Annotated in this window: 26 protein-coding genes; 15 read left to right on the top strand and 11 right to left on the bottom strand. The window is 48.3% G+C overall.

Going from position 1 to position 22,591, the window contains the following annotated elements:
• Positions 1-23 precede the first annotated feature (23 nt).
• The 10 genes from fliJ (at position 24) to rcsA (ending at position 6,863) form a co-directional block, all read left to right on the top strand.
• Positions 24-467 carry a flagellar export protein FliJ gene (gene fliJ, locus LVQ76_RS09615; RefSeq protein ID WP_232921516.1) on the top strand — a complete coding sequence of 148 codons (444 nt, stop codon included), beginning with the start codon at positions 24-26 and terminating at the stop codon, positions 465-467.
• Positions 464-1,696 carry a flagellar hook-length control protein FliK gene (locus tag LVQ76_RS09610; RefSeq protein WP_232864726.1) on the top strand — a complete coding sequence of 411 codons (1,233 nt, stop codon included), beginning with the start codon at positions 464-466 and terminating at the stop codon, positions 1,694-1,696. The genes fliJ and LVQ76_RS09610 overlap by 4 nt, the downstream gene beginning before the upstream one ends.
• A gap of 249 nt (positions 1,697-1,945) precedes the next feature.
• Positions 1,946-2,413 carry a flagellar basal body-associated protein FliL gene (gene fliL / locus LVQ76_RS09605; protein WP_151994299.1) on the top strand — a complete coding sequence of 156 codons (468 nt, stop codon included), beginning with the start codon at positions 1,946-1,948 and terminating at the stop codon, positions 2,411-2,413.
• A gap of 4 nt (positions 2,414-2,417) precedes the next feature.
• Positions 2,418-3,422 carry a flagellar motor switch protein FliM gene (fliM, locus tag LVQ76_RS09600; RefSeq protein ID WP_034458217.1) on the top strand — a complete coding sequence of 335 codons (1,005 nt, stop codon included), beginning with the start codon at positions 2,418-2,420 and terminating at the stop codon, positions 3,420-3,422.
• Entirely contained in the window at positions 3,419-3,832 is a 414-nt protein-coding gene (gene fliN / locus LVQ76_RS09595; protein WP_134186496.1) for a flagellar motor switch protein FliN, read from the top strand. The genes fliM and fliN overlap by 4 nt, the downstream gene beginning before the upstream one ends.
• Positions 3,833-3,836: 4 nt before the next feature.
• Positions 3,837-4,229: a flagellar biosynthetic protein FliO gene (fliO, locus tag LVQ76_RS09590; RefSeq protein ID WP_232904242.1), complete on the top strand. Its 393-nt coding sequence runs from the start codon at positions 3,837-3,839 to the stop codon at positions 4,227-4,229.
• Positions 4,229-4,966: a flagellar type III secretion system pore protein FliP gene (gene fliP / locus LVQ76_RS09585; RefSeq protein ID WP_151994301.1), complete on the top strand. Its 738-nt coding sequence runs from the start codon at positions 4,229-4,231 to the stop codon at positions 4,964-4,966. The genes fliO and fliP overlap by 1 nt, the downstream gene beginning before the upstream one ends.
• Positions 4,967-4,976: 10 nt before the next feature.
• A complete protein-coding gene (gene fliQ, locus LVQ76_RS09580) occupies positions 4,977-5,246 on the top strand; it encodes a flagellar biosynthesis protein FliQ (RefSeq protein WP_034458225.1) in 270 nt (89 codons plus the stop codon).
• On the top strand, positions 5,243-6,028 hold the full coding sequence (gene fliR / locus LVQ76_RS09575; protein ID WP_232904243.1) for a flagellar biosynthetic protein FliR: 786 nt from the start codon (positions 5,243-5,245) through the stop codon (positions 6,026-6,028). The genes fliQ and fliR overlap by 4 nt, the downstream gene beginning before the upstream one ends.
• 211 nt (positions 6,029-6,239) lie before the next feature.
• Positions 6,240-6,863, top strand: a complete 624-nt coding sequence (gene rcsA, locus LVQ76_RS09570) for a transcriptional regulator RcsA (RefSeq protein ID WP_134186492.1) — start codon at positions 6,240-6,242, stop codon at positions 6,861-6,863.
• 56 nt (positions 6,864-6,919) lie between these two features.
• On the opposite strand, the gene dsrB is transcribed toward rcsA, so the two are convergent.
• Complete coding sequence (gene dsrB, locus LVQ76_RS09565) at positions 6,920-7,108, bottom strand: protein DsrB (protein WP_064512068.1); 189 nt, start codon at positions 7,106-7,108, stop codon at positions 6,920-6,922.
• Between the two features lie 131 nt (positions 7,109-7,239).
• Between dsrB and yodD the strand changes: the two genes are divergently transcribed.
• Both yodD and LVQ76_RS09555 read left to right on the top strand, forming a co-directional pair.
• Entirely contained in the window at positions 7,240-7,455 is a 216-nt protein-coding gene (yodD, locus tag LVQ76_RS09560; RefSeq protein WP_064512069.1) for a YodD family peroxide/acid resistance protein, read from the top strand.
• Positions 7,456-7,763: 308 nt separating this feature from the next.
• The gene (locus LVQ76_RS09555) at positions 7,764-8,579 is read left to right on the top strand and encodes a mannosyl-3-phosphoglycerate phosphatase-related protein (protein WP_232864723.1); all 816 of its coding nucleotides are present in this window, start codon (positions 7,764-7,766) and stop codon (positions 8,577-8,579) included.
• A gap of 5 nt (positions 8,580-8,584) precedes the next feature.
• Here LVQ76_RS09555 and dgcQ read toward each other — a convergent pair whose 3' ends face one another.
• From dgcQ to LVQ76_RS09540, 3 genes are all read right to left on the bottom strand, one after another.
• Positions 8,585-10,288, bottom strand: a complete 1,704-nt coding sequence (dgcQ, locus tag LVQ76_RS09550; protein ID WP_232921515.1) for a cellulose biosynthesis regulator diguanylate cyclase DgcQ — start codon at positions 10,286-10,288, stop codon at positions 8,585-8,587.
• Between the two features lie 186 nt (positions 10,289-10,474).
• Complete coding sequence (locus LVQ76_RS09545) at positions 10,475-10,654, bottom strand: YodC family protein (protein WP_064512072.1); 180 nt, start codon at positions 10,652-10,654, stop codon at positions 10,475-10,477.
• 92 nt (positions 10,655-10,746) lie between these two features.
• Positions 10,747-11,661: a DUF808 domain-containing protein gene (locus LVQ76_RS09540; protein WP_232864721.1), complete on the bottom strand. Its 915-nt coding sequence runs from the start codon at positions 11,659-11,661 to the stop codon at positions 10,747-10,749.
• 205 nt (positions 11,662-11,866) lie between these two features.
• Here LVQ76_RS09540 and yedA point away from each other — a divergent pair, with 205 nt between their 5' ends.
• Complete coding sequence (yedA, locus tag LVQ76_RS09535; RefSeq protein WP_232904246.1) at positions 11,867-12,784, top strand: drug/metabolite exporter YedA; 918 nt, start codon at positions 11,867-11,869, stop codon at positions 12,782-12,784.
• Here the strand turns inward: yedA and LVQ76_RS09530 are convergent, their stop codons facing one another.
• The gene (locus LVQ76_RS09530; RefSeq protein ID WP_232921514.1) at positions 12,785-13,285 is read right to left on the bottom strand and encodes a very short patch repair endonuclease; all 501 of its coding nucleotides are present in this window, start codon (positions 13,283-13,285) and stop codon (positions 12,785-12,787) included. It lies immediately after the preceding gene.
• Positions 13,286-13,731: 446 nt separating this feature from the next.
• Between LVQ76_RS09530 and LVQ76_RS09525 the strand changes: the two genes are divergently transcribed.
• Positions 13,732-14,250 (top strand): hypothetical protein, encoded by a 519-nt coding sequence (locus tag LVQ76_RS09525; RefSeq protein WP_232864718.1) that lies wholly within the window; start codon positions 13,732-13,734, stop codon positions 14,248-14,250.
• Positions 14,251-14,321: 71 nt separating this feature from the next.
• Here the strand turns inward: LVQ76_RS09525 and uidC are convergent, their stop codons facing one another.
• From uidC to uidA, 3 genes are read right to left on the bottom strand one after another with little or no spacing between them, the layout of a single operon-like run.
• A complete protein-coding gene (gene uidC, locus LVQ76_RS09520) occupies positions 14,322-15,587 on the bottom strand; it encodes a glucuronide uptake porin UidC (protein WP_232865318.1) in 1,266 nt (421 codons plus the stop codon).
• Between the two features lie 35 nt (positions 15,588-15,622).
• Entirely contained in the window at positions 15,623-16,996 is a 1,374-nt protein-coding gene (gene uidB, locus LVQ76_RS09515) for a glucuronide transporter (protein WP_232904249.1), read from the bottom strand.
• Positions 16,997-16,999: 3 nt separating this feature from the next.
• Complete coding sequence (uidA, locus tag LVQ76_RS09510; protein ID WP_232865316.1) at positions 17,000-18,805, bottom strand: beta-glucuronidase; 1,806 nt, start codon at positions 18,803-18,805, stop codon at positions 17,000-17,002.
• 387 nt (positions 18,806-19,192) lie between these two features.
• Between uidA and LVQ76_RS09505 the strand changes: the two genes are divergently transcribed.
• Positions 19,193-19,783, top strand: a complete 591-nt coding sequence (locus LVQ76_RS09505; protein WP_232865315.1) for a TetR/AcrR family transcriptional regulator — start codon at positions 19,193-19,195, stop codon at positions 19,781-19,783.
• Between the two features lie 38 nt (positions 19,784-19,821).
• On the opposite strand, the gene LVQ76_RS09500 is transcribed toward LVQ76_RS09505, so the two are convergent.
• The 3 genes from LVQ76_RS09500 to drpB form a co-directional block, all read right to left on the bottom strand.
• Positions 19,822-21,258: a DNA cytosine methyltransferase gene (locus LVQ76_RS09500; protein ID WP_232921575.1), complete on the bottom strand. Its 1,437-nt coding sequence runs from the start codon at positions 21,256-21,258 to the stop codon at positions 19,822-19,824.
• A 98-nt stretch (positions 21,259-21,356) separates the two neighbouring features.
• Positions 21,357-22,061 carry a phosphohydrolase gene (locus tag LVQ76_RS09495; RefSeq protein WP_064512078.1) on the bottom strand — a complete coding sequence of 235 codons (705 nt, stop codon included), beginning with the start codon at positions 22,059-22,061 and terminating at the stop codon, positions 21,357-21,359.
• 104 nt (positions 22,062-22,165) lie between these two features.
• Positions 22,166-22,402: a cell division protein DrpB gene (drpB, locus tag LVQ76_RS09490; RefSeq protein ID WP_064512143.1), complete on the bottom strand. Its 237-nt coding sequence runs from the start codon at positions 22,400-22,402 to the stop codon at positions 22,166-22,168.
• Positions 22,403-22,591 lie beyond the last annotated feature (189 nt).

The raw sequence follows: 22,591 nt of genomic DNA, 5'->3' as shown, positions 1-22,591 counted from the left end.
CATAAGCTTGACGAGAGGTAACAATGAACCAAAGCACAGCACTGGATACCCTGCACGACCTGGCAGAAAAAGAGGTCGAGGACGCAGCAGTACGCTTAGGGGAAATGCGCCGCGGCTGCCAGGCGGTAGAAGAACAGCTCAACATGCTGATTAACTATCAATTTGAATATAGCTCCAGCCTCAACGACAGCATGAGTCAGGGCATTGCCAGTAACCGTTGGCAGAATTATCAGCAATTTATACAGACGCTTGAGAAAGCTATCGATCAGCATCGCCAACAGTTGATGCAGTGGAACGGAAAGGTCACTCAGGCGCTGAATGTATGGCAAGAGAAGCAGAAGAGATTGCAGGCCTGGAGCACGTTACAGCAGCGCAAAGCAGCACAAGTCCTGTTGGCTGAGAACAAGCTTGATCAAAAACTGATGGATGAATACGCCCAGCGGGCAACACTGAGGAAAGCAGAATGATTATGCAGCCCCTGATTACAGCCTCTCCCGATGTCGCAAGTACTGCGTCTGCCCCGGGTAGTGTAGTTCCTGGCGATAAAGGCTTCAGTGAAGATTTCCTGAGCCTGCTGAGCAAAGCGCTGCCAGGTGAAGTCACTCTGGCAGATGGTAAAACCGTGTCTCTGGAAGCCGCTCTGGGTAAAACAGCGGGCAAAGACGCACCTGCTATTGCTGCTGATGCCGCTGATGAAAAAACCACGCTTGCCGCGCTGTTAAAGAACCTCGATGCACCACAGGCATTGTCTGCCCTGCTCTCTAACGTGAAGAAAAGCGGCAACGAGGAAAAAACGGCACAAGTCGATGCGCAACATGAGCAAACCCACACGCTCAGCAATGCTGACATGCAGGCATTAAGCGCATTGTTTGCCATGCTGCCGCAGCAATTACCGGCCGCCAACACACTCAATACCCAGTCAGATGGTGAAAGTAGCGCGGCGGTTAGCCTGAATACTTTGCTTTCCAGTAGCGGTATAAAAAATGCGCCGACGGTTGATGCGCGAACCAACAGCGCCATCGCGACAGATAACACCGTTACACTTGATAGCGCAGCGACAGCAAAAAATGCACCCGCAACAACCGACTCACCGGTTGAAGCAAAAGCTTTCACCATAAGTAGCACTGAAAATGGCAACCGTGATGCCACAGCGAACAACACCACCACTGCTTCGGCACTGACCACGCCAGTCTTCAGTACCGCAACGGTGGCGACACCCGCTTCGACGCAAATTGCTGTGCCGGTCGCACCACAGATTAGCGCCCAGCTTGGCAGCCAGGAGTGGCAGCAGGCAGTCAGCCAGCACATCACCCTATTCACTCGCCAGGGCCAGCAAAGTGCCGAGCTACGTCTGCACCCTGAAGATTTAGGACAGATTCAAATCAGCATGAAGCTTGATGACAACCAGGCCCAGTTGCAGATGGTTTCAGCCCACAGCCACGTTCGCGCAGCACTTGAAGCGACATTACCAAACCTGCGTATTGCACTGGCAGAAAGTGGTATCCAGCTTGGGCAGAGCAGTATCAGTAGCGAAAGTTCTGCCGGGCAGCAGCAACAGCAATCAGGCCAACAGCAGCAACAAGCCTCACGATCGGGCGGTGCTTTCCCATCAATGGGTGATGCTGATTCGCTGGCAGTTCCTGCCAGCGTGCAACGTTTAGCATCGGGTAATAACGCGGTGGATATTTTCGCCTGAGCCACGCTCCCTAAGCTAAACGTCAGAGGTAACAACAAATATCATCTGTTTTCGGGCCTTTGAACGCCCGCCGACACAGGATAATCAACCGATACCCAAGCTACTTCAAGGTGCAGGTAGGCGGCAATCGAATGAATCCCGATGAGCTTACTTGTGTAAGTGATTCGGGTGAATGAGAGCAACCAACACCCCTGCAACTTGAAGGGCGATGGGTAGATATGCAGTACCGATACAGGAAAGATTCATTTTATGACTGACAACGCTTTGCCAAAAAGCCGCAAGCGCTCCATCTGGATGCCATTACTGGTCCTGATTACCCTTGCCGCATGTGCTACCGCTGGTTACAGCTACTGGCGTATGCAGCAGCAACCTGCTGCCGCGCAGGCGAAGGCACCAGAGCCACCACCAGCACCGGTATTTTACGCACTGGATACCTTCACGGTTAACCTCGGTGATGCTGACCGCGTCTTGTATATCGGTGTCACATTGCGCCTGAAAGATGAAGCCACGCGTCAACGTCTGAGTGAATTCCTGCCAGAAGTACGTAGTCGTCTATTGCTGCTGTTTTCCCGCCAGGACAGTGCAGCCCTTGCGACCGATGAAGGTAAACAGAAACTGGTTGAAGCGATAAAGAATACGCTGGCACCACCTCTGGTCGCCGGACAACCTCAACAGGCAGTCAGCGACGTGCTGTATACCGCCTTTATTTTGCGGTAATCCCATGGGCGATAGCATTCTTTCTCAGGCCGAAATTGACGCACTGTTAAATGGCGACAGTGACAACTCCGACGAACCCAAGACCAGTGTCGTTAATGAAACCGACATTCGTCCTTATGACCCCAATACCCAACGTCGTGTGGTGCGTGAGCGCTTACAGGCTCTGGAAATTATTAACGAGCGTTTTGCTCGTCAATTCCGTATGGGGTTATTTAACCTGTTACGTCGTAGCCCGGACATTACCGTCGGGGCTATCCGCATTCAGCCGTACCACGAGTTTGCCCGTAACTTGCCCGTGCCTACCAACCTCAACTTGATGCATCTGAAACCGCTGCGCGGCACAGGTTTGTTCGTGTTCTCCCCAAGCCTTGTGTTTATCGCCGTGGACAACCTGTTTGGCGGCGACGGGCGTTTCCCAACTAAAGTTGAAGGCCGGGAGTTTACCCATACCGAGCAGCGTGTGATTAACCGCATGTTGAAACTGGCGCTGGAATCTTATAGCGACGCGTGGAAAGCCATTTATCCACTGGAAGTGGAGTATGTGCGTTCCGAAATGCAGGTCAAATTTACCAACATTACGACGTCGCCAAACGACATCGTGGTGAATACGCCATTCCATGTGGAAATCGGCAACCTGACCGGCGAGTTTAATATCTGCCTGCCGTTTAGCATGATTGAACCTTTGCGCGAGCTGCTGGTAAATCCGCCACTGGAAAACTCCCGTCAGGAAGACCAAAGCTGGCGCGATACCCTGGTACGTCAGGTTCAGCATTCTGAGCTTGAGCTGATTGCCAATTTCGCTGATATCCCGCTACGCCTGTCGCAAATTTTAAAATTGAAACCTGGTGACGTGCTGCCGATTGATAAACCGGACAGGATTCTGGCGCACGTTGACGGTGTTCCGGTACTGACTAGTCAGTACGGTACGCTTAACGGCCAGTACGCTCTGCGCGTCGAACATTTGATCAACCCGATACTGAATTCGCTGAACGAGGAACAGCCCAAATGAGTGATATTAATCAACCGTCCGACGACAATGCAGACTCCGTGGACGATCTGTGGGCTGACGCGTTAAACGAACAGAAAGTTACGACCAACAAAAGCACGGCAGACAGCGTATTCCGTGCGCTTGAAGGCAATGACATAGCGGGCGCGATGCAAGACATCGACCTGATTATGGACATTCCCGTCAAACTGACTGTGGAGCTGGGCCGTACCCGTATGACTATCAAAGAGCTGCTGCGTTTGTCGCAAGGTTCAGTGGTAGCGCTGGATGGCTTAGCAGGTGAACCGCTGGATATTTTGATCAACGGTTATCTGATTGCTCAGGGCGAAGTCGTAGTAGTGGCGGACAAATACGGTGTTCGAATCACCGACATTATTACGCCGTCCGAGCGTATGCGTCGCCTGAGCCGTTAATTCGATGAAAACCCAGGCAACTGTTCAGTCACAACCCACCGCCAGCACCGGCTCTCCGTTGGTGCAGGTGAGCGGCGCATTAACCGCGATTATCGTTTTTATTTTGCTCGCCGCCTGGGTGGCAAAACGTTTTGGCTTTACGCCGAAAACTGGCTCCAGCAAAGAGATGAAAGTCAGCGCCAGCTGTAGCGTTGGCCCACGTGAACGTGTGGTGATTGTTGATGTGCAAGATGCGCGTCTGGTGCTCGGCGTGACTGCCGGGCAAATCACTCATTTGCATACGCTCCCCGCCGCGACGGTGATCGAAACTGTATCGCCAACAGCACCTGCTGATTTCCGCGAATTGATGAAAAACAGTCTGATGAAAAATCTGCTTAAACGTAACGGGAAAGATTGATGAAACGTTGGCTCCCTTTCTCGTTGCTTGGCCTGTTGTTAGTCATGCCAGCCGCTTTTGCCCAGCTACCCGGCCTCATCAGCCAGCCGATGTCTAACGGCGGCCAAAGCTGGACGCTGCCGGTTCAGACGCTGGTATTTATTACTTCGCTGACATTTTTGCCGGCAATTCTACTGATGATGACAAGCTTCACTCGCATCATCATTGTTTTTGGCCTGCTGCGTAGCGCATTGGGCACACCGTCTGCACCGCCCAACCAGGTATTGTTGGGACTTGCGCTGTTTCTGACCTTTTTCATTATGGCCCCGGTATTCGACAAAATTTATACCGACGCTTACCAGCCATTTAGTGAAAACAAAATCCAGATGGACGAAGCCATTGAGCGGGGTTCGAAGCCGCTACGTGAGTTCATGTTGCGCCAAACACGTGAAGCAGATCTGGCACTGTTTGCACGCCTGGCAGATACACCGCCGCTGGAAGGGCCTGAAGTGGTTCCGATGCGCATATTGTTGCCGGCATACGTGACCAGCGAGCTGAAAACCGCATTCCAGATTGGCTTTACAGTCTTCATTCCGTTTTTGATTATCGACCTGGTTATCGCAAGCGTACTGATGGCGCTGGGGATGATGATGGTGCCACCGGCAACTATCGCCCTGCCCTTTAAATTAATGCTGTTTGTGTTGGTGGATGGCTGGCAGTTGTTGGTCGGCTCGCTTGCGCAAAGTTTCTACAGTTAGAGGGAAAAAGATGACTCCTGAGTCGGTCATGATGATGGGCACCGAAGCCATGAAAGTGGCTTTGGCGCTCGCAGCCCCGTTATTGATGGTGGCACTGGTCACAGGTCTGGTGATCAGTATGCTGCAGGCCGCGACCCAGATAAACGAAATGACCCTATCGTTTATCCCGAAAATTCTCGCGGTGTTCGTCACTATTATCGTTGCAGGGCCGTGGATGCTTAATCTGCTGCTGGATTATATGCGCACGCTGCTGACGAACATCCCGATGAACATTGGATGATTCACATTGATAGCGGGCAGTGGCTCACATTATTAAGTATGGGGTTCTGGCCATTTATTCGTATTCTGGCCCTAATCTCCACTGCACCGATTCTCAGTGAACGCGCGATTTCCAAGAAGGTAAAAATTGGCCTCGCGTTGATGATTACCTGGATAGTTGCTCCGACCCTTCCGGCAACTGAGGTCACCATTTTCTCGGCGGCAGGCTTCTGGCTCGCCGCACAGCAAATTCTGATTGGCATTGCGCTTGGCTTCACCATGCAGTTTGCCTTCGCCGCCATTCGTACTGCAGGTGAGATAATCGGCCTGCAGATGGGGCTCTCATTCGCTACCTTCTTTGACCCTGGCAGCCGCCTGAACATGCCTGTCCTTGCCCGTTTTATGGATATGCTGGCAATGTTACTTTTTTTGGTGTTTAACGGCCATTTATGGCTGATATCGATGCTGGTCGACACTTTTCACACCCTGCCAATCGGTGGCAATCCGATTAACAGTAATGCGTTTATGGCGCTGACTCGAGCAGGCGGCATGATCTTCCTCAATGGCTTAATGCTGGCCCTCCCGCTCATCACTTTGTTGCTCACGCTAAACATTGCACTTGGTCTGTTAAACCGTATGTCACCACAGCTGTCTGTGTTTGTTATCGGTTTTCCGCTGACACTTGCTGTGGGCATGTTGGTGATGACGGCATTAATTCCCTTAATGGCTCCTTTCGCCGAACATTTATTTAGTGAAGTATTTAATTTACTCTCAGATATTATGAGTGAAATTCCCGCGAATTAATCCCCAGGTTTTGTGGAGTCTTACTGAGGATATTCCTAAAAGCTTTCTTGAATAACATCCACCAGGATATAACTGGCGCGGCTTATATGCTTTTAGGTATCTCACATAATGTAACATTCACTTTACTTTGAGAGCATTCTTAACAAATTATACATAACTTTACTAGATAGTTAGTACGCCTAAAAATACTTAATTACGGGTGGGGGGTGTTATGTCAACGATCATTATGGACTTATGCAGTTATACCCGGTTGGGGTTAACAGGTTATTTAACCAGCCGTGGCATCCGAAAACGACAGATGACCAACGTGGAGACAATTGAGGATTTAGCGCTCGCTTGTGAGTCCCAGACACCCAATGTGGTGTTTATTAATGAGGACTGTTTTATCCATGATGCTCAAAGCAGCGAGCGAATTAAGCAGATCATTAATCAGCATCCCAGTACTTTATTCCTGGTCTTTATGGCAATTGCTAATATTCATTTCGATGAATATCTTTTGGTGCGTAGTAATCTACTGATCAGCTCTAAATCTATAAAGCCAGAGTCACTGGACGAAATACTTTCAGAATATTTAGCAAAAAATGCTCACTGTATCGGGCATATTAATTTACCCACATTATCATTAAGCCGAACTGAGTCCAGCATGCTTAAAATGTGGATGTCTGGACAAGGCACAATTCAAATATCCGACCAGATGAATATCAAAGCAAAAACGGTTTCGTCACACAAAGGGAATATAAAACGCAAGATAAAGACACATAATAAGCAAGTGATTTATCATGTGGTCCGCCTTACCGATAATGTCACCAACGGTATCTTCGTAAATTTGCGTTAATCCAACCAGGATGGTTTTAGGGTGGATTAGCGCAAGCGATATCCACCGCAAATATATTACTCAGAGCGCTCAACAAAAACGCCATCCGGGTGCCCCAGTTCGTTAAAGAACCAGATCCCCAACGGATACTCTTCCAGCGACACGAGGTACATCGTCCCCTCGCTAAATTGCTCGACAGCTAATACCACGCCTGGCCGACGCGGGCCGCCATCGGTTTTGACTGTCACGCGATCGTTGATATTCATAACAAAAATCTCCAAGTTTCTTTGTGCCAGTGTAGATCAAAAACGACTCATTCGCATCGCATGATGCGCAAGGTTATGCATTTTGTTAAGCGTCTATACTTAAACACGGGTATAGCCTGGAGGACGACTGCATGAAGACCGCGAAAGAGCTCAATGAAACCACGCGTATTGATGTCGATGCGCTATTGGCGGCCATCAATGAGATTAGCGAAAGTGAAGTGACACGTGCGAGTGACGATCCGCATCGAGTCAGTATCGATGGGCGCACATGGCACACCTACTCCGAATTAGCGGAAGCCTTTGAACTGGATATACACGATTTTAGTGTTAATGAAGTGAACCGCTGAGCTGAATAAAAGAATCCCGGCAGGAAAGCCGGGATGAACTTGCATAAGCAAGAAGCAATTGAAAAATTCGTTACACCAGGAAATCTGATGTGCATCCACCATACATCAGATTTATTTCAAAACAATGAATGATTCGTTCTATGAATATTCAATTTTTCGCAACGACTTAGCTGAATCGTGCCGCCATTCCTTATTCTTAGCGGTTTCCAGCAATAATACGGATACTCATTAATGATTAGCCTGCGAATTTAATTGAGATTTATCCTACTCAACCAGTCATTTAGCCTTTGGATTTCAGGAGAAGTACCATGCTGCATCTGCACGATCCGCTATTAATCATTTCAGATCTCGATGGCACACTGCTGGAACACCATTCCTACCGTTGGGAGGCCGCTAGTCCCTGGATTAACATTTTGCGCCAAAACGAGATCCCACTGATTTTGTGCAGTGCGAAAAGTGCTGCGGAAATCATTGAGTGGCAAAATGAGTTTTCATTAACCGGACAAGCGTTTATTGCAGAAAACGGGGCGGTTATTCAGCTTGATTCGCGCTGGAGTGACAGCGACGATTATCCTCGTCTGATGACGGGTATTCGCCATGAAGAGCTGTTTTCTGTGTTGGATAAACTGCGCCAGAAATTTGGCTTCAAATTCACCTGCTTTGCCGACGTCGATGAGAATACCCTCTGTGAGTTAACTGGCCTTACACGCAAACAGGCAGCCCTTGCAAAGCTCAGTGAAGCATCTGAAACCTTAATATGGCGCGATAGCGAAGAAATGATGGCCGCATTTAACGACCAGTTGGCAAGTCTGGGTTTAATGATGCTGCAAGGCGGGCGGTTCTGGCATGTATTAGATATGCAGGCCGGCAAAGATAAAGCGCTGCACTGGCTTCAGGAGCAGTTTCAACAACGCGAAGGTAAAACACACATCACAATCGGACTGGGCGACAGCCCGAGCGATGCATTACTGCTTGATAGCGTCGATTACGCAGTGGTTGTCAAAGGCTACAGCCGCCAGACAGTGACGCTGCAACGAGACGACCCACAGCGCGTGTATCGCAGTCAGAACTACGGTCCTGAAGGGTGGAAAGAAGGTCTTGATCATTTCATCACCCCTGAGTAACCAGTTTAATCGTGATTACAGACCTGATTACGACCACCCTGCTTCGCTTTATACAGCCGATGGTCAGCGTAAGTTTGTAGGCGTTCGAAATCATAATCATTAAATTCAAACGAACTACTCACACCAAATGAGGCGCTTATCCTTACCGTAGTGCCTTGCTTGATGAGTAATTCCTTAGTGTTAATACGCACACGGATGCGTTCAGCCACTTTTGTCGCCTCTTCCAGCGTTGTCTCAGGCAGCACGATACAGAACTCCTCACCGCCGACGCGTCCGGCAATATCTCCCGTACGAAATGCATCACTGAGCATCGCTGCCGCATGGATAAGTACTTTGTCGCCGCAACTATGGCCAAATCTGTCGTTTATGCTTTTGAAGAGATCAAGGTCCATCTGAATAACCGAGAAAGGTAACCCTTGCTGCTCACACTCCTGCGACAATTTACGTGCAATCTCGAAGAAGGCACCGCGATTGTACAAACGAGTTAGCGTGTCATAGTTAGCCCGCCAGGTCAGGGTTTGTTGCAAGCTAAACATGTTATTGACCAGGCGGCGAATCACCATCCATGAAGCAAACAGCATAAGCGTAAACAGCGTCCACAGAATGCTCAGAACGATACTGATACGACCAAATTCACCCTGAACCCCTTCTTCCAGGGTATGAACTTTAATCAGCAAACCATCAAAGTTATTCAGCTTCGCCCAGGTGATGAAACGGCTATCCATACGCAATTCCCCCTGATCCCCCTGTTTTGCGGCAGTGACTACATTGGCAATTCGCGCCAATTGGGGTGCGGTAAACAACTCATGTTGCGGCAAATTCTTAGCCGAAGTCGCAATAGGATTTAATTCGTTATCGTAGAGCAGCACCGTGCCTTCATGGTCGTCATATTTGGCTTGCCGCAAGAAGTTATGGATTGATTCGATAGGATAATCGAGAGCCAGTACGCCATACCAACGCCCGTTAAAATCAAGCGGGACCGAAGCGGTAACAATCTGCCCTGATGTATCGTTGCCATTGAACGTGTGTGTCCACTTCAAAGACCGCTGTGGGTTATTTTGCAGTGACTGTGAGGAAAAATAGGGTCTGGCAATCAAGCGGTAATAAAGCGAGACGATATTCGGATCGTTGGCGGGCGGCGTATTCGTCAAAAAGAACCCGCTGCGCGAGGCATAGAACATGCGCTGCGGCATTTTCCCGGAGCTGTCGGATAAGCGCATGATATAGCTTAATTCCAGCGCTGAACTTAATTCGGAGTGAAGCGTACGCTCATCGCGGTCGAGCAATGGGCTTTTATTTACAAATTCATCAGACACGCCGCTCATCGGCAAACTGCGGCTTAAATCGAGGCGCAATTGCCAAAAAGGCTGGGTACGCAAGGTATCAAAATCGGCCAGGGATTTGCGGGTTCTGTCCGTTGAAATCGGGGATTGCAGCGCGTACAGCATCGCATTGCGATAAAACAGCAGATTGTCGATGCTGTGCTGGAGCTGTCGGTCAAGCAAAGTGGCAACGCTATCGAGACTATTGCGCTGGTTGGCGACATAGGCCCCTTCAAGTACCACTGCCTCTCGCCATGTCAGCACTGTAGAGAACAAAAATACGAATATAAAACAAAGGTTAACGACCTTCTGCGGATTTTTGAAGCGGCCGATCACGCGTTGTAATGCATTGCCAAACACTGACACTCTCCCTGAAACCGCAATCATCTATAAACCTGGCAACTCTGCCGGTGCCATGACACCCAGGTCATGGGTCAGTTCTAATATGTAGAGAATACATGACCACTCAGGATTATTACTAAGGGTAAATATATTCATGAGAATTATATTACCCTCAAAACGAATGGTAATCAGGAAATAAAAATGCCCCGTCAATGACAGGGCATTTGAGGCTTATCCTTGCGAGCCGCCTCCTGTTGCCAGTGGGGCCAAATCATCCTCTCGGAAGGCCTCGCGCTTTACACCAAAACCATCATACCAACGACACTCCACCATACCGCTGGAAAACCCGGTAACAATCATCCTTGGGCCACCATTCTTAGGTTGGACTTCATCGCTGACCACAAAGACCATAACTGCCTCCTGTATCAGGGGTGAAAACTTCTACAGTTATAGACAATGACCTGGTGTTTTGCCTGGCAAACCAGGCAAATTTACGCAAAAAATTAGTGAACTGTGCGCCCACGCAGGCGGCTTATGCCATTAACGACTGCCAGCACAATGGCGCCAATGACAAAACCGATAACCAGGTTTGCTACGGTTGGCCCGAGTAAATGAACGGCACCACCGACCTTCTGCGCCCAGTTTTCAATGGCATGATGAAGAACCGGAATACCGTGAACCAGAATGCCGCCGCCGACCAAAAACATAGCCAGAGTTCCGACAACAGAGAGGAATTTCATCAGCCACGGTGCCAACACTAATAACCCTTTGCCGATCCCGCGTGCGATAACCGAGGTTTTCTCAACCAGCCAAAAACCAAGATCGTCGAGCTTAACGATAATCCCCACCAGGCCATACACCCCTACCGTCACGACCAGCGCTATTCCCGATAGCACCAACACCTGGTTGAGCAAAGGCGCTTCGGCGACAATGCCTAACGTAATCGCCACGATTTCAGCAGAGAGAATAAAATCGGTACGAATCGCGCCTTTCACTTTGTCTTTTTCGTAAACCAGCGGGTCTTGCGCGGCAATATCATCTAACCGCTTCTGGCGCTCTTCCGGTGTCTCCTTGTGCTTACGGGCCTGGAGCGTGTGAACGACTTTTTCCACGCCTTCATAACACAGGAAAGCGCCGCCAATCATTAATAATGGCGTGATGGCCCACGGTGCAAAAGCGCTAATAATCAGAGCCAGAGGAACGAGGATCAGCTTATTGATGGCCGACCCCTTCGCAACTTGCCACACCACCGGCAATTCACGGTTTGCCCGGACCCCAGAAACTTGTTGTGCGTTAAGGGAGAGATCGTCTCCCAATACCCCGGCAGTTTTCTTCGCTGCCAGTTTCCCCATCATCGAGATATCGTCCAGCAAAGTGGCGATATCATCCAGCAATGTTAGTAAGCTACTTCCAGCCAAAATGAGCATCCTTTTTTGTTTGTCTACTCAATAGTATGGAACAAAAGTTAGCTGGCGAATATCAAACTCATCTGTCAATAAAAATTAACATTCTTTAAACAAGTAAAATCCTCGCCAGAAAGATAGTTTTGACGTTAACTATTAGCTCTATTAGCGTTAGTTACCCTGAATAATTCGAGTTGCAGGAAGGGTAAAGAGAGGAAACATGCGCGTTCGTTCTGGTCAGTTATTGCCGCTGGTTGCTGCACTATTTTCGTTGTACATCATCTGGGGCTCCACCTATTTTGCTATCGCCGTAGGCGTGAAAAGCTGGCCGCCATTTATGATGGCTGGCGTGCGATTTATGGTTGCTGGTGTGTTGTTGATGAGCGTTTTATTACTACGTGGCCATAAGTTACCCGCCATGCGCCCAATGCTTAATGCCGCGTTAATTGGCGTGTTATTGCTGGCTGTTGGCAATGGTTTTGTGACTGTCGCAGAACATCAGCATGTTCCATCGGGTATTGCCGCAGTCATGGTCGCAACGGTTCCGCTATTTACCTTGTGCTTTAGCCGACTGTTCGGCATTCAAACGCGCAAACTGGAGTGGCTAGGCATCGCCATTGGCCTTGCCGGCATTGTGTTACTTAATAGCGGTGGAAACCTGAGTGGTAATCCCTGGGGCGCGTTGTTAATTCTGATTGGTTCCTTGAGCTGGGCGTTTGGTTCGGTTTACGGGTCGCGTATTGAATTGCCAACCGGCTTGATGGCCGGTGCAGTAGAAATGCTTGCGGCAGGCATTGTCCTTCTGGTCGCATCGGCGTTAACAGGCGAACGCCTGACTGCAATGCCTACACCAGCAGGCTTTATAGCGGTGGCTTATCTCTCACTATTTGGTTCTATTATTGCGATCAGCGCTTATATGTACTTGATTCGTAATGTGGCACCTGCGGTAGCGACCAGTTATGCCTACGTCAATCCAGTAGTGGCGGTGCTTTTGGGTACGGGTTTCGCCGGAGAAAGCTTGTCACCAATAGAATGGCTGGCACTCGGCGTGATTATCTTTGCAGTTGTACTGGTTACGCTTGGGAAATACCTCTTGCCCCCAAAGCCGGTGATCACTCCGTGTGAAGTAGAGAAGTAATCAACTCGTGGGTGGCATTTGCCACCCACTATCTGCGATGGTGTGTATGCCCCGCCCATCAATTTGGGCAAAATTATTCCCACTACAGACCCACTCTTCAAGCCGTTCACAAAGCGCGCTATCACTGAGTTTTTCGCGCCCACGTAATGAGCATTCCCAGACTAAAAGCACCCGCCAACCTTCGTTCAATAAAAGCTGTATATCTCGCTTATCGCGCTGCACATTTTTACCTATCTTCTCAAGCCAGAAATCGGTGCGGGTTGCCGGAACCTTGAACAGATAACAGTCGTGGTGATGCCAGAAACAGCCATGAGCAAAAATAACGCAGCGATACTCATCAATAACAAAATCCGGACGACCCGCAAGCGAGGCATCTTGCACGCGAAACGCAAAGCCAGACTCGCTCAATAAACCAGACAACCGTTTTTCAATAGCAGTGTCGCGCGTTGCAATGGCGCGCATGTTTTTGCTGCGAATCGCCTTACTATGCACATCAACCATTAGCGGCTCTCTTACTCGTTATTAATATACTCAGTCCAATATTAGCAACAACCACATAACATACGTTATAAAAAATAATGGCTCCGCTGCGAATAATTAAAAATAATTTTATAGTGAAATTATTTCCGCTGCCAAAAATGAATATCGATGAATTTAATTATGTATACTTTTGGACATTCCACGACAGTAACTATTTTTCTAACATCATGTATCAACTAAAAATACATCAATTTCTGCTCATCATTTAGCCACTTTTGAAATAATTTCAACTTTGATCTGTAGAATTAAAATGGCAATCTATATTCCGCAGCACCCATTATGAAGAAGAAAAACTTAAGTTGTTAACATCAGTAGCATTATTTTGTTGGCATGTAAAAGCTCTTCATTATATCAAATATTCTATTTAACTTTTTTATGCCCGGACTGGGCTTGTTTAAGACGATAACATGAAGCTATACAAAGCATTATTCATCCCAACTTTGTTGTTGAGTGGCGTATTCAGCACATGGGCAGGAGAAGCAGAAAATAATATTACTCAGGATTATATGGTTCACTGGAATGAAGCCATGGATGGACAGACCAACCCCATTTCACAGGCCGCAATTCTCGATGCTGATATTGTGAAGAGTTGCAAAACTGTAGCGCCGAAGACTTATCGCAGTGCAATGGTCAATTTATGGCAACATAAAACCGGCACAAAAATGACAGAGACGGCATTTCTGTCCGAAGATTTACAGCTATTTGACCGCCTGGCGACAATATCCTGTATTGAAGGTGCGAGCTATGAGCACAAAGGAAATGGCGAATTGTTAGTCAAAACGCTAAGTGCACAGCTTCTGGATATGGATGTTAAAGATGGCAATGATGCTTTTGAGCAAATAAAAACAATGGAATTCCAGACTGGCATCGTGACCGCCAGATATGGGGTCAGCCTTGAGAAAAAGAGATCGACTAATATTAACTAATCGTTGCTCCTTTAAAAGATATTGATGCCCGACACAAACTTTATGCCGGGCTTCCCTTGACTAAAAAATAGTCACTTCAGGGTAAAGTCATACTGAATGTTGAGTTTGATATCCCAGTAATTCAACCTGTCGCCAGGCGCACTACCCTCTCGTTTTTCCCGACCTTTATCCATAGCAAGGAATATATTCAATCCTGTTAATGGCCCTTGCATCTGACGATAATTCGCACCAACCAGTACACCAACACCTTCAATTTTGACATCCTCGCGACTTGATTCGTATCCGTTTGTCACTATTGGCGCCACAACAATACTCGTTGAGGGAGTCAGGCTATAGCCCGCGCCAATCTGCCAGGAGATCATATCCTCTTTGTTACGATCAAGACTCAGAGAAAAAGGGTAACCAAGGTCGGTATCCACGATGGCACCATTCATAGCGTGCCGTAAATATCCTGCATTGGTAAACAAATTTCCCCAGGGAGTTATCCAGGTTAGTTGACCGCTGATAAGCGAAGTTTCATTTGGCTGCACTTGTGAACGGCTTAACCCATCCAGATGAATGTACATCCCCAGCAATTCGCCTTTTAATGCATATTCTTCGCTGAGCTCTACCCGTTTTTCCAGGATAGTTTGCAGCTGTGTTGAAACATCTTGCTGAATTGAAGCGCCGATAGAATAACGTTCTGCACTATTATGCCAACTGGATGCAAGGAACGTTCGCGGCCGATGTTTATCATATTTCCCGGTTGCTGCGTTATAGACCCCCTCATCACGGACCCCGGTTGTCGAATCCGTCCAGTTAAATACTCGCGAGCGCCACATAGCCCAAAACTCCAGGTTAGGCGATACAGCAAGGTATCCTAACGCCCCTTCCGAAATCGTCGGTAATGTTCGCTGCGAACTACTGGCAATCAGAGGAATTCGCCAGGGTAAACTGCCATAACCGTAATCAGTGCCGAAACGCCCAACTTTTAATAACGCGCTGTCGGTGTATTTCAAATTAACAGCACCCAATGCCAGGCCAAAGCTATCGTGCCCATCCAGATACCAGCGAGTGCTCATATCTGCACGCGCTCCTAATTTATAAACATAATATGCTCCACCCTCTATGCTAATATGGTTCTGATAATAGCGACTTCTGAAATCAATTAACCCGCCCTGAACCCAGGCGTAAATATCTTTGGCATTCCCTGCACTGGGTTTATCTGCTCTACGTAATTCATTTTTAAGGCGTAATCTTAATGAGGAATCATCTTCTGTTATAGATGTGGCATACACAGAGGTACAGGCGGCTTGCGCAGCTATGACAATAGCTACGAGCTTCGCATTAATATTCATAAGTTAACCTTGTAGGGTTTTATTTTACGAAGATGTTATCCGGTAAAGTCATTAATTAATTGCTGTTGAGCTCGCTTACGCACTTCAATTTCCTGCACAATTTCACTGAACTTTTTATCCGTTAATGGATAAAACCAGATAATGACAAACGCCAGTATCATAAACAGGCAAGGCACCAGTGCAATTGAGACTCTTATGCCCATTATGACGTCAGGCGTTTGTGCCTGGTTGGCGATATATCCGCTCATTCCCAGAATAAATGCCGGAATAGACCCACCAATTGCCTGGCCGCATTTTCGCGTAAATGAGAAGAACGAATAAGTCAGCCCTTCAATACGCACGCCGGTCAAATATTCGCCATATTCAACGGTATCAGCTTCCAGCGCCCACATCACAGTCATGGTTATTCCCTGCCCCACCGAAGCAATGGCAAGGGCTGTAAATGCATAATGTGGAGCTTGTTCAGACATCAGGAAAAAGAGCAGGTAGCCAAGCATTCCGATACCTGCACCAATAAGGAAAGTATTCTTTTTCCCAAGGCGCTTAACCAATCTTGGTACTAGTGGTGCGGAACCCAGCGTACCAACCAGCATTTGCACCAGCACTAGTACGGAAAACAGCCCGACATCATTGAGAACATAACGCACGTAGAACAGTGACGAGGCGCTAATAGCGAATGTCGAAATCAAAATACATAGCGCCGCCATACATAGCATCAATAATGGTCGGTTTCTTTTTAACGTTTGCAGGCTGATATGTAGCGAAGGCTGCGCAACAATGCGCACCACATTTTCCCTGGTTGATTTGAAGCAGATAAAGTAGAGAATCAGGCCCACTATCGCCAATGCAATCGTCCACTCAATGTAGACCGATTGAATTTCAGATGGGCTAACGCCACTAATTTTTGGCCCGATGATAAATGCCAGGCTGACAAAAGCCAGCGCTGCCGCGACACTACGTGCCGCCCCCAGTCTGGCGCGTGACTGAGGCTGCTGCGTCATTGCGGTGGCAAGTGACCCATAGGGAATGTTAACCAGGCTGTAGCACACGCCGAGTCCCATATAGGTCAGATACGCATAAATGACTTTACTGGTATGACTCCAGTCAGCCGGAACACAAAACACCAGCACGCTAAACAGCATCAGTGGGGCTGATCCAAACAACAAGAATGGACGGAATTTCCCCCAACGGGTATTTACGCTGTCCACAATCCGCCCCGCCGCAATATCGGCAAAGGCATCAAAAATGCGCACAACCAATAGCATGGTTCCGGCAACAGCAGCACCGACGCCTGCGACGTCGGTGTAATAACTGAGCAGAAACAATGCACCCATAGCAAAGGCGATATTATTGGCTACATCTCCCAGACTGTAGCCAATGATGGTTCGCCAGGACAGGTGTTGATTCATCCCTTATTCTCCCTGAACCGGTTTTTCACCAAATGCCATGCCATTCCAGCGTTTCTTCAATACATACGCTGCCGACTTTGGCTTACGATCACGGGTAAAGATGCCTTTTTTATTGCCGCCCACACGTAGAATTCCCTGTGATGTAGCAAAATCGGCAAAGTTCCACACCTGCTCGCCAGCCACGGCGCTAACCCGGTCAAAGACACGGTGATACATTTCAAGCCAGGCGCACTGGTACTCTTCACTCCACATGTCGTTATAAACCGAGTGCATTCCTGCCAGCGTATCGACACCGTATTCCGTAATAATAATTGGGCGATGTAGTTTTGACTGCCAGGCCAGCAGTTCCTGCTCCAGCATCTGTTCTGCTTTTTCCAAATCACCTGATTGCACATACCAGCCGTAATAGCGATTCAGACAAACCACGTCGAACAGGTCGGTGATGGTGTCGCTTTCGGCATCGCAGAACATCACGTTTACGCAGGTAATCGGACGTGTCGGATCCAGTTCACGAGTGGCCTTAGCTAAAGGCGCAAAGTACTCTCTGGCTCCATTTGGACGGGTGTCGGGCTCATTGGCAATACTCCACATCACTACACTTGGATGGTTTTTATCCCGGGCAATAAGCTCTTTTATAGCCTGCAAGTGAGCCTGCTGAGTCTCGCCATTAATCGCCTCTTCGCTGTAGAGTTCTTTAGGTCTTTCGCCTGCGTCAAAAGTGATTCCCAACGATAAGTTAAAGCCAACCGCCGCGGTTTCATTAATCACTACGATACCGTGCTCATCAGCCCAATCGAGCATCTCTTCCGCGTAAGGGTAGTGGGACGTGCGATAGGAGTTAGCGCCAATCCAGTTCATCAACGCGTGGTCGTGAACCATCAACACCGGGTCGAAACCTTTGCCGCGAAAATCTGCATCTTCATGTCGACCAAAACCGGTTAAATAAAACGGTTTGTGGTTAATCAAAAACTGCTCACCCTTAACCGTAATGGAACGGATACCGACACGTACTGGATATTCGTCACACTCACCATTGGCTTCGCAGGTAACCCGCAGCTCGTACAAATACCCTTCACCTGGTTCCCAAAGATGAGGATTATCCAGTTCAAATATACCTGTGGCCCCCAGCCCTTGTGCCACTATTTTTTGCTGCCCATCGCGAAGCTCAACCCGAATATCACCATCAGCAACCACATTCCAGGTTACGGTCGCCTGTTCAGTATTTTCCGCAACATCAGTAACAACCGTAACATCCTGAATATACGCAGTAGGTGTGGCGTAAAGCATCACGCTACGATGGATACCGGCGTAATTGAAAAAGTCATGAAAGTAAGACTGCTGCTTTTTACCGTTATCCAACTCAGTGACGATACCCGGAGGGATAGTGTTCCAGCTCAGTTCATTATTGACGCAAACGGTGATACGCACCGTTTCACCTGCTGCCACCAGGTGACTGATATCTGCTTCGAACGGGGTATACCCGCCCTGATGTTCCATCACGAAATGATCGTTAACCCATACACTTCCCCGATGTGTAACAGCATCAAAACGCAGCACGATACGTTGGTCTACCCAGCCACGTGGAATGCGTGTTTCCCGCTGATACCAGACATTGCCCACGTAGTTGTGAATCCCCGCATCGGCAAACTGATCGTTGTAACTCCCTGGTACCGCGATGGCGCGGCTTTGCGCTAAATCCTGACGCCACCAGCCGTGTTCCATCCCCGCATCATTTGTATCGACTGAAAAAGACCAAAGGCCATCGAGGCGTTTAATTTCACGGGAAGAGGTTTCTGTAGGACGCAACATAGTAAAGATCCTTAAACAAAACGAAGGAATGGTGCCTGCCGGTTTCTGACTAAAACTGGCAGGAGATACCGATAAAAATGTGGAAGCACAGAATTAGCATGAAGCCAGGGTGGGAAAAATTCGTGAAATAACGTTCTGAAACGACGATCATAAAAATCAATATTGCAAGTCAGTTGATGTGCGCCACCCCACGCAATCAGGAAATACATGATTGACTTTATTGGTTTTTTGTTCAATCGAACGTTCATTCGATTTGTTTTTGTATTCCATGTACACTCATCGCAGGAAGGTATTCCATGGGTTCTCAAAGTTAAGCGACAACTCTGGGCCTGTCAGGAAAACTCTTTTACACTGCTATCAATGGCCATTTTTATTACTGGATACGCAATGACGTTGACCGAAGTTCTGCCTACTCCTGAGCGCGCGCTGGCTGCGGCTCGACAATGTTTTTCCAGCAATGGATTTCACAGCACATCCATGAAAACCATCTGCAAAGCATGCGATATCAGCCCTGGCACGCTTTATCATCATTTCCCGTCGAAGGAAGCACTCATTCAGGCGATCATTGCTCAGGATCAGGAGCGTGCGCTGACGCACTTTCGCGACCCGATTGCGGGAGAAGGGCTGGTAGATTATCTGGTGGATTCATTTTTACAGCTGGCGAAGGAAGACCAGGCGCAACGCGCGTTAGTCGTGGAAATAATGGCGGAAGGGATGCGTAATGCGGAGGTGGCAAGAATGCTGGAAGAGAAATATCAGGCCATTACAGAGTTAATGACGGCACGCCTGAGTGAAGCCAGAGAGGCAGGTGTTATCGGTGCTACAGTTGATTTAGCATGTGCAGCCCGACTGTTATTGACCATGAACTACGGCACAATCGCAGATGCCGAAGCACTTGCCAGGAACAGTAATGACATGTTCACCATCTCATTGAAAAACATGCTCAATGGTTTGCTACAAATTAATACTCCGGCCTAAAGCAGTGGCTAAAGCCGGAGTTAACGGCGGCTGTTGTATCAGATTGCTTTGTCCAATACAGGAGTACTTCTGTGCTCCACCGCCTGAGCAATTCGAGATTCAAGCAGTTTGGCAACAGCTGCAAACGCAGGCACCACCACTGAATTACCAAACTGCCGGTAAGCCTGAGTATCCGAAACCGGAATACGGAATGCATTCCCTTGAACCGCTTCAAAACCCATTAAGCGCGCACATTCGCGAGGCGTTAAACGACGTGGGCGGCGAACCTGATTATCCGCGTTGTCAAAGTCCGCTTCCCCAAGAGATTTATCCCATCCCCGGTCGATAAGTATTTCAGCGCCATCTTTGTAATACCGGGCTGATAATGTACGGGCCACACTTGCGGGGTTTTGGGGATCAACCAGTCCATAGCCAAAACCATTCCCCTTCGCCTGATGTTTTTTGGCGTAATAATAAAGATACTTCCACAGCGTAGGCGTCAGGATATATTTACTGTCGACAGAAGGTTCCAGTAATTCACCAAAGGTTGGGCGCCGTTGGGGATATAGCTCGCTGAGCTTAGTTAGCGTGAAATCTTTATGCAGATTGAGGTCACGACGAAAACCTACCAGCACAATACGTTCCCGGTGCTGTGGCAGGAAGTTTTTACCATCAATAATTTTTGGATCCCCCGCCCCCATTATCGCGGCATCAGCCACCTCATAACCCAGGCTATCGAGGGTTTCCATAATGATACGGAAGGTGTTGCCTTTATCATGGCTTTTGAGGTTTTTAACGTTTTCGAGCACAAAAATTGCCGGACGTTTCGCATCAATAATACGCGCCACATCGAAGAACAGTGTGCCCTGCGTTTCACAAGCAAATCCATGTGCTCGCCCTAATGCATTCTTCTTCGACACCCCAGCCAGAGAGAAAGGCTGACATGGAAAACCCGCCAGCAAAACATCGTGGTCGGGCATCGTTGCCTGAATATGTGCCGCAGCTTCTTCATCGCTGACATCATCCCGATGGCTCAAAGTGACATCGCGGATATCCTGATTGAACTGATGATTCTCCGGGCTGCAATACCAGTTGGCTTTATAAGTACGCACCGCATGCTTGTTCCACTCGCTGGTAAATACACATTGGCCGCCAATTGCTTCGAAACCGCTACGAATACCGCCAATTCCGGCAAATAAATCGACAAATTTAAATGCGTATTTCCCATGATGGGCTGGCAAAGGCGGCAACATGTTTTGCAGCATTTCGCTTTCAGCAGGCGTCAAGGTACGCAGAGACGATTTACGGTTAAACCAACGGTTTAACGATTCACGAGTCCAGTCGCCACTCACCTGGCGCAAATGGTGTGCCACCGTCTTCTGGTCATAGATTTCCAGAATATGGCTCACGAGTGCGTAGTCTTCTTCTAGTTGTTGCTGCTGCTGGCGGAGGGATTGTTGTGAGAGTTGCACGGCAATAGTGTCGAAGTCGTTCATCATGAACCATAGCAGGGAAAATAGAGTGTCACTCTATCACTGATTTGACCCAGAGAGAATCAGAACAGCCCGCAACCGTTGCGGGCATCTCTTTAATTTTAAGAGGGAATTTTTTGGGAGGAAAATTGATGCACTACGTCCTGCTCAATACCGCAGTAATCACCTTTCAATTCAGCACAAAGTTTGGCCATGTAATTCACCAGGAAATCTGCATTAAGAAGAGCAAGTGCACGTCCTGCCTCGGTTTGCATGGTATCAGGCAATTTAAGTAATTTTTTCTGGAAGTGATCAAGGGCATAAGTGGCATCATCCAGCTCACGATGGCAAGCCAGCGGATCTTCGCTGTCAAACAGTGGTCGCCCCAACGCACCAGAAGTGTAGAAAACCCGCGCAAGCCCTATTGCCCCTAAAGACTCCAGACGATCGGCATCCTGTACAATTTTCGCTTCAAGTGTTTGAGGTGCAATCCCGGCGCTAAAGCTATGAGCGCGAACAGCATGTGCAACGGCATCGTATAACGGATGCGGAAAGTCGGGAAAGTGAGCATCCAGAATGCGTAAAGTCTCTTGAGCAGCCTGTGTGGAAGCAAGATGACGTTCAGGATGGTTCTTCGGCAAGTTGACAATATCATGGAAGTAACACGCGGTTAGCACCACTAGCCTATCGGCCTCTGTGGTTTCCATGATCTGCTGTGATGTTTTCCATACACGACGAAAATGTGCCACATCATGGGCTTTATCGTCCTGCAACCAGTTGTGTTGCAAATACTCATCAAAACGTTCTTGCCAGTGGGCTATCGGCATACGTACTCCTCACTTCGCAGCTGGACCCGGTACTTAATATGAGTACAAGATCACAAAATAAGCAAGTAAAGCGCTGACAACAGACCACATTGGCACGATTTTATTTACCTGGCCCGCGTATACCAGGCCAAACCACCTAATAATGCAGCAACCGATCCCAGAACCAATAACCCCATTAAGGCGCCAAGCAACTTTCCACCGAGCGATCCCATATCACCACCGGTAACGTCACTGACAACCCAAAAGTAACGCACCACAGCCCAAACCGTGTACAGGCAAAATCCATAAAACAACCACAGCGCCAATTTTCCGCCCGGAGTACGAGTCGGTTTTTCGTCCATAACCTCTGACATATGTCCCTCAATTAATTAGCTGATGTATTGCGATAGGTGGAGCATCTCCATGGGTGTGATTTTTATCACATTTTCACTGTTTTTTAACAGCATGAAATAGCTGTTTTTAATCCGGATAATTCCTAAAATTGTAATATATCATGTCATTTCTCATCAAATTAACAACCCACAAACATC

This window comes from Buttiauxella cochleicola (assembly GCF_021283185.1).
GTDB lineage: Bacteria > Pseudomonadota > Gammaproteobacteria > Enterobacterales > Enterobacteriaceae > Buttiauxella > Buttiauxella massiliensis.
This window is presented reverse-complemented; position numbering and strand designations above follow the sequence as displayed.